The organism is Paraburkholderia sp. EG304, assembly GCF_046543485.1.
GTDB classification, from domain to species: domain Bacteria; phylum Pseudomonadota; class Gammaproteobacteria; order Burkholderiales; family Burkholderiaceae; genus Paraburkholderia; species Paraburkholderia youngii.
The window spans coordinates 1-7,928 of sequence record NZ_JBKGUA010000121.1; the positions used below are offsets into that span (position 1 = coordinate 1).

Here is a 7,928-nt window from a genome sequence, read left to right on the forward strand (position 1 = left end):
CCACCTCGACCGCGACCTCGAGGTCCGCGTGGGCCGCATCCAGGGCACGGTTCTGCACGGCCACCGCGGTCAACCGCTGTGCGCCCCAGCTCTCCAGCCGCACCGGGCGCCAGATGCCGGCGGCCACGTAACGCGGCCCCCAATCCCAGCCGAAGTGGTAGCCCGGCTTGCGCACGAAATTGCCGACCATCGCGTCCTTGGGCTCATCACCATAGGGCGAGGGGTAGTTGCCGGCGATCTTGTGCGGCATCGCCTGCACGTCCGGCAGCAGCGTGCGGATCGGCGAGCGCAGCACGATGCGCAGTTCATTGCCGCGGGCGCGCAACCTGCCATCGACCCGCGCACGCCAGGTGCGATGGCTGTTGTTCGCCTGCAGCAGCGGCTGACCGTTGAGGGTGACGGTCGCGAAAGTATCCAGGCCGTCGAACGCCAGCTCGGCATGCGCGCGCGCCAGCGTCGCCGCATCCACATCGAACTGCGCACGGTACTCCCAGTCGGCCAGGCCGATCCATTGCAGGCCAGCCTCGGGGGCGCCGACGTAGGGATCGGGAATCAGCCCCTGCGCCAGCAGATCGGTATGCACCGCGCCGGGCACCTGTGCGGCACGCCACTTGGCCAGCTGCGGGTGGGCACCAAGCTGGGCATCGCCGGGCAGCAGGCGGAATGACCACTCCGCCGCGAGCGGGGTGGCTGCCACGGGCAGTGCCCATGCTGCCAGCAGGACCAGCAACAGCCAGCAGGCCGGTGCAATGACATGGAGACGGCTGCGCGCGCGCATGGGGACCTGCCTGGCTGTGGGAGCAGCCGACCAACGGTCGGCTCTACCGGGATTTTGGGAGCCGATCGACGGTCGGCGCTTCCGGGTTCCAGAGCAGCCGACCGACGGTCGGCTCTACCGGATTCAACGCACCACGTTGAGCACTTCGTAGCAGGCGCCCATGGTGTGGTAATCGGTCTTGCCCGCCGGGCTCTTCTCGTCGCTGTACTTGCGGTTGTCCGCATCCAGGATGCGATACCAGGCGCCATGGCGATGATCGATCATGTGCTGCCAGGCGTAGCCCCACAACCTGTCGTACCAGTCCCAGTACGCGGCGTCGCCGGTGCGCGTGGCCAGCAGCGCGGCGGTGGCCAGCGATTCGGCCTGCACCCAGAAATACTTGTCGTCATCGCAGACGCTGCCATCCGGCGCGAAGCCGTAATACAGCCCGCCGCGCCCGGCGTCCCAGCTGCGTTCCACCGCCACATCGAACAGATGCCGCGCCGTCGGTACCAGCCAGTCGGCCTGCACGTGGCGATCCAGGATCAGCAGCAGCTTGGCCCACTCGGTCTGGTGGCCCGGCTGGAAGCCCCACGGGCGGAACAGGTGCTTGGGGTCGTCGCGGTTGTAGTCCCAGTCGATCTGCCACTGGGTGTCGTAGTGCTCCCACACCAGGCCATCGCCCTGTGCCGCCTGGCGACGGGTCATGTGATCGGCCAGCAGCAGCGCACGATCGAGATAGCGCTGCTCACCGCTCGCCTCGAACGCGGCCAGCATCGCCTCGCACATATGCATGTTGGCGTTCTGGCCACGGTAGTCGCTGAAGTGCCAGTCAGCGTCGGCTTCGTCCTTGTACAGGCCGAACGCCGGTTCCCAGAAGCGCGTCTCCAGCAGCTGCCAGGTCTCGTCCATCCACGAACGCGCCTCGCCGATCCCGGCTTTCAGCGCGCAGCTGTAGGCCAGCAGCACGAAGGCCACGCCATAGCAGTGGTTGGTCGCATCTTCGACCACGCCATCGCGCAGCGTCCACGCATAACCGCCGGTCGACGGATTGCGGTGCACCTCGCGCAGGTAGCGCAGGCCATGCTCGACCGCCGCCAGGTCCTCGGGCTTGCCGAATTCGCGGTAGGCCATCGCATGGTTGAACACGAAGCGGGTACTGCTGACCAGATGACGGTGGCGGGCGTCATACACGCTGCCGTCGTCACGGTAGTAGTGGAAGAAGCCGCCGTTCGGATCGATTTCACGCGGCTGGTAGAACGCCATCGTCTGCGCGATGTGGGCGCGCAGGAACGCGGGCGAGCGGAAGTCGGGGGTTGGCGGAACCGGCGTGGTCATGCGGCGTCATCCTGTTGTTGCTGCAGCAGTTGCTGGACTTCATGGAGGCTGGGCATCGCGGCGAAAGCACCCTTGCGGGTCACGGCCAATGCACCGACGGCCGCGCCGAAGCGGATCGCCTCGACCAACCCGGCGGGGTCCTGGCAGAACGCGGCGAAACCGGCGCCGTCACCGCCGCGCTCGCCGATGCCGAACAGCAGGCCGCCGACGAAGGCATCGCCGGCCGCGGTCGAATCGACGGTGGTGACGCGGAAGCCGGTGAGCACGCCGTGGGCATGGCGGGTATGCCAGCGGATCGGTGCGGCGCCGTCGGTGATCACCACCGCCTGGGCCTGCGCGGCGAGCAGGCGCTCGACCACCGCGGCGTCACCGCCCGGCACCGAGGCCGCCAGGTACTCAAGCTCCTCGCGCGAGAGCTTGACCAGGTCGGCCAGCGACAGCGCTTCCCACAGCCGCGGCAGCGGGTCGACACCGGTCGGCCACAGCGCCGGCCGCAGGTTGAGATCGAGGCTGACCATCGCACCGGCCTGGCGGGCGCGACGCATGCCCTCCAGCGTGGCATCGGCGATCTCCGCCTCGGTCAGGCTGTTGGAGCACACATGGAAGCTGCGCGTACCGTCGAAGCAGTTCGGGTGGAAGTGCGCGCTGCGGAACAGCAGGTCGGCCGCCGGCGGGCGGTAGAAACTGAAACTACGCTCGCCGCTGGCGTCCAGCGCGACGAACGCCAGCGCGGTCTTGGCCGCGTCGGTGCGCACGATGCAGTCGGTCGCCACGCCGGCACTGGCCAGGCTCTCGGCAAGGAAGTCGCCGAACATGTCCTGGCCGAGCATGCCGGCGAAATGGGTATCCGCACCGAGCCTTGCCGCCGCTACCGCGACGTTGGCCGGTGCGCCACCGGCGTACTGCAGGAAGGCGCGCGGGGTGTCCGGGGTGGCCGGCGGCTGGGCAAGTAGATCGATCAAAATCTCGCCGAAACAAACAATCTTGGACATCGTGGCCTCAAGCTCCCTGGCGGAATCCGACGGCCGGGCGCGAACCGGACAGGCCGTAGAAGATGATGTAGCCGTAGCAGAGCAGCGGCAGGATGAAGGACTCATGCAGCCCGATGCTGTCGGCCAGCAGGCCCTGCAGGTACGGCACCACCGCGCCACCGACGATGGCCATGATCAGCAGGCTGGAGGCCTTGTTGGTCAACGTGCCCAGGCGTTCGATGCTCAGCGCGAAGATGGTCGGGAACATGATGGAATTGAACAGACCCACCGCCACGATCGAGTACAACGCGACCTGTCCCTGGCTGAGCATGGTCAGCGCCAGCAGTGCGACGTTCATGCCCGCGAACAGGGTGAGCAGCACGCGCGGCGAGAACCGGGTCATGATCGCCGAGCCGGCGAAACGACCGATCATCGCCAGCGTCCAGTACGCCGAGACGTAATGGGTGGCTTCCTTCTCGGTGAAGCCGCCGATGTTGGGCAGCGACAGGTAGTTGACCAGGAAGCTGCCGATCGACACTTCCGCACCCACGTAGAAGAAGATCGCCAGCACGCCGAACAGCACGTGGCGATGGCGCAGTGCATCCAGCAGCGTGTGCTTGCTGGTATCGGCCTGCTCGGTGGTTTCAGTCAGCGCCGGCAGGCGGAACAGATAGACGAACACCGCCAGCAGGAACAGCGCCACGGCCAGGCCCACGTACGGGCCCTGCACGGACTGCGCTTCCTGCACGCGGTAGGCGATCTGCTCGGCGGCCGGCAGCGCGCCGATCTCGTCGGCACTCTTGACCGTGTTGCCCAGGATCAGCAGCCCGCCGAAGATCGGCGCGATCGCGGTACCCAGCGAGTTCAGCGCCTGGGCCAGGGTCAGGCGGCTGGAGGCCGTCTGCTCCGGGCCAAGCAGCGCCACGTATGGGTTGGCCGCGACCTGCAGCACGGTGATGCCGGTGGCCAGCACGAACAGGGCGCCGAGGAAGGCCTCGTACACGCGCAGTTCTGCCGCCGGCCAGAAGCCCAGCGCACCGACCGCCGCAATCGCCAGCCCGGCCACGATGCCCTTTTTGTAGCCCAGATGCGCGACCAGCCGGCCGGCCGGGAGCGACATCAGGAAGTACGCACCGAAGAAGGTGAACTGCACCAGCATCGCGCGGGCGTAGTTCAGTTCGAACACCGCCTTCAGATGCGGGATCAGGATGTCGTTGAGGCAGGTGAGGAACCCCCACATGAAGAAGATGGTGGTCGCCACGGCCAGCGCGACGCGCGTGTTCACCACGGGCGCAGCGGCGGATGAGGATGGGAGGCGGGGCGTAGGAGAGATGGGCATTCAGGTACGCGCCTCGGTGCGCGAGCAGGTGATTGGGGAAACCATCAGACGGTCATCGCGCCACTGCTCTCGCGAACGCGGAGCTGGACCGGTGCAACGGTACGGGCCGGCGCGGCGTCGGGATGGTCCAGACGCAGCAACAGCAGTTCGGCTGCCTCCCGCCCGCGCTCGCGCGGGTTGACGGTCAGCGTGGTCAGCGGCGGCGATGCCACCGAGGCCTCGGAAATATCATCGAAACCGGTCACCGCGAAGTCGCGGCCCGGCTGCACGCCGCGCGAGGCCAGGCCCAGCATCAGGCCCAGTGCGACGCTGTCGTTGTAGCAGACCGCCGCGGTCGGTACGTCACCGAGCGCGAACAGCTCGCCGGTCCGCGCGGCCGCATCCAGGCGGCTCGGCGAGGTTTCGATCAGCCACGCCGGCTGCACCGGCATGCCCGCCTCGACCAGCGCCTGCGCATACCCGGTACGACGCTGATGGCACGAACTGGACACCGCATGGCCGCCATAGAACGCGATGCGGCGGTGGCCCTGTTCGATCAGATGGCGGGTGGCCAGGTAGGCACCCTGCTGGTTGTCCAGGGTCAGGAAGTCCCACTCTGCGCCGGGCAGTTCGCGGTTGAACAACAGCACGTTGGCGTGGCCGAGCACCTGCCGCAGCTGCCCGGTATCGCTGCCTTCGGCCGGCGACAGGATCAGCCCGGCCGGCATGTGCTCCATCAAGGTGGTCAGCACGGCCTGCTGGCGCTCCGGCGATTCACCGGTACTGCCGAGCAGGGTCACGAAACCCTTGCCGCCCAGCGCTTCGTCCACCCCGGAGGCGAATTCGGCGAAGAACGGGTTGGACAGGTCGTTGATGACCAGGGCCACGCTCGAGGACGTGCGCCGACGCAGGTTGGCCGCGCCGCGGTTGTACACGTAGCGCTGGCGCCGCAGTTCGGCCTCCACCTTGGCACGGGTGTCGACGTTCACCAGGGGACTGCCACGCAGCACCAGCGACACGGTCGCGCGCGACACGCCGATCGCTTCGGCGATGTCGGTCACGGTGACCGCGCGCGTGCCTTTGCCGGCGGGGGTGGCCTTGTCTTTCATCGGGTCGTCGGGTTCCTCAAGCAAGGTGCAAGCCTAAACGATCGCATTGGCCAGCGGTCCGCGCCCGTGCCGGCGGTCAGCCCCAGGGGGACGACCTCGGCGCAGGCGGGTGCGCCGCTCATTCCAGCACGGCGCCGGGGGTGGCGCAGAACGAGGCCGGCAGCGCCTCGGCCTGGGTGCCCCAGCCGTTCTCCGGGGCGGTGCTGCCCAGTGCGAACGAGATGGTGCCACCGCGCTGCAGCTGCGCCCAGTCCAGCCACACCGGCGCATGCGCGCGGCCGTCGACCTGGACGTTCTGGACGTACTGCAGCTGACGGCCATCGGCGCCCGGCGCCTTCAAGGTGAGTGTCTTGCCCTGGCCCAGATCGATCTCGGCACGGGCAAAGCGCGGCGTATGCAGCAGGAACTCGCCGCTGCCCGGCACCGCCGGATACAGGCCGAGCGCGCTGAACAGGTACCAGGCCGACATCGTGCCCAGGTCATCATTGCCGGTCACGCCGTTGGGCGCGTTGGTGAACAGCTGCTGCGCGGCGCGCACCACGGTCGCGGTCTTCCACGGCTGGCCGATCAGCGTGTACATCCACGGCGCGTGCAGGTCCGGCTCGTTGTTGGGGTTGTAGCGGTACTGGTTGTAATAGCTGTACGGCCCGACCACCCATTCCTTGCGCGCGGCGGTCAGCGGCGACTTCACGAGTGCGTCATAGGCGAAGAACGTATCCAGACGGCGGGCCGCCTGCTCACGACCGTGCATGGCCTGGACCAGGCCGGGCACGTCCTGCTGCGCCAGCCACTGGTACTGCCACGCGGTGCCTTCATGGAAACCATGGTGCGAGCGCGGGCTGTACGTGCCGTCGGCGGGCAGGTACCACGCGCCATCTTCCATGCGCGGACGCGGGAAACCGTTGAAGTCGCCCTCCTCGTCCCGCACCGACGGGTCCCACACCTTGTGCCAGTTGCGGCCGCGCTCGCGCAGCACGCCGGCATCGGCGGCATGCCCGAGGCCATCGGCCATCTGTGCCAGCGCGCAGTCGGCCAGCGCGTATTCCAGCGTCGCCGAGCCACCGTGGTGCGGATCCACGTCCATGCCCTTGGAGGGGAAGGCGCGGTCGTACTGCACGTAGCCGTTGGCCAGATAGCTCGGGTTGCCCGAACGGCCCTCATGACGGGAGTTCATCGGCGGCACCTCGAACGCGTTCCTGCGCAGCGCGGTGTAAGCCTCGCCTTCGCGGCCGGCGAGCGCGCCGAAGCGCCACAGGTCCACCAGGAACGGCGTGACCGGATCACCCGTCATGATGTTGGTGTCGAAGTTGGCATAGCCCCAGCGCGGCAGCCAGCCGCCCTGCGCTTCGATGGCCAGCAGGGTCCGGCCGATATCGCGCGCGACCTCCGGCTTGGTCAGCGCCAGCCACTGGTTCTGTGCGCGGTAGGTATCCCACAGCGAGAAGTACTCGTAGTAGGTCCAGCCATCGGCACGATGGATCGCGTCGTCGTAGCCACGGTAGCGGCCATCGGCATCGCTGCCGGTCAGCGGCTGCAGCAGCGCGTGGTACAGCGCGGTGTACAGCACGGTGCGGTCATCGGTGCTGCCGCCCTGTACGCGCACCGCGGCCAGCTCCTTGCGCCACTGCTGCTGCGCCAGTTGGCGCATCTGGTCGAAGCCGAGCAGGCGATCGCCCTGCATGCCATCGCTGCGCAGGTTGGCACGCGCGCCTTCGGCATCCACGTGCGAGATCGCGCTGACCGCGGTCACGGCGCGGCCCTTGGCCAGGTCGAAGCTGAGCCAGGCACCGCTGGGCTTGAGCTCGCCCTCCATGCCATGGCGTGCGCCCGGCAGGCCGCCGCCCTCGCCCCAGGTACCGAACGCCTTGAACGGGCGATCGAACTCGATGCGGAACCAGGTGGTGTACTGATGCCCACCGCAGAAGCTCTTGGTCACCAGCTTGCCTTCCACGGCACGGTCGCCGACCACGTCGACCACGCTGCCGATCACCGAATGGCGTTCGTTGGCCTGGCCAAGGTTGACCAGCACGTGGCCGGTCGTCGCATCGGCGGCGAAGGTGTAGCGCTCGGCCGCGGCGCGGGTGCGCGCGGTGGCCTCGGCATCGATGCCGCCGTAATTGGTCAGGCGCACCTTGTAGTAGCCGGCCTGGCCGACTTCACCGTCGTGCGTATAGCTCGAGGCGTAGCGCTTGTGGTCGAAGCTCTTGGCGTCGTCGGTGTTGAAGTCACCACCCGGGCCGATGCTGCCGGTCACCGGAAGGACCGACACCTGGCCGCCCTGCTCCCAGCAGCCCGCGCCGGACAGGAAGGAGTGGCCGAAGCCGCGGATCTTGGGATCGTCGTAGCGCCAGCCGGCGTAGTGCTCACCGATCGGGCTGACCTGGATCAGGCCGAACGGCGCCGAGGCGCCCGGGAACGTATTGCCATCGTCCTTG

6 protein-coding genes are annotated in these 7,928 nt (G+C 68.2%); all 6 read right to left on the reverse strand.

Annotation, left to right across the window (positions count from 1 at the left end; all coding sequences use genetic code 11):
• Positions 1 to 778, reverse strand: a 778-nt coding sequence (locus ACLFKU_RS41825) for a glycosyl hydrolase 2 galactose-binding domain-containing protein (protein ID WP_410853138.1), incomplete at its 3' end; no start/stop codon positions are given.
• A gap of 123 nt (positions 779 to 901) precedes the next feature.
• Positions 902 to 2,095, reverse strand: a complete 1,194-nt coding sequence (locus tag ACLFKU_RS41830) for an AGE family epimerase/isomerase (protein WP_410853139.1) — start codon at positions 2,093 to 2,095, stop codon at positions 902 to 904.
• Positions 2,092 to 3,087, reverse strand: coding sequence for a carbohydrate kinase family protein (locus ACLFKU_RS41835; RefSeq protein WP_346478073.1), 996 nt, complete (start codon positions 3,085 to 3,087; stop codon positions 2,092 to 2,094). Before ACLFKU_RS41835 ends, ACLFKU_RS41830 begins: the two co-directional genes overlap by 4 nt.
• 7 nt (positions 3,088 to 3,094) lie before the next feature.
• Complete coding sequence (gene fucP / locus ACLFKU_RS41840) at positions 3,095 to 4,351, reverse strand: L-fucose:H+ symporter permease (protein WP_410853140.1); 1,257 nt, start codon at positions 4,349 to 4,351, stop codon at positions 3,095 to 3,097.
• 98 nt (positions 4,352 to 4,449) lie between these two features.
• On the reverse strand, positions 4,450 to 5,493 hold the full coding sequence (locus tag ACLFKU_RS41845; protein ID WP_410853141.1) for a LacI family DNA-binding transcriptional regulator: 1,044 nt from the start codon (positions 5,491 to 5,493) through the stop codon (positions 4,450 to 4,452).
• 118 nt (positions 5,494 to 5,611) lie between these two features.
• A partial coding sequence (locus ACLFKU_RS41850) for a GH92 family glycosyl hydrolase (protein ID WP_410853142.1) occupies positions 5,612 to 7,928 on the reverse strand: 2,317 nt, incomplete at its 5' end.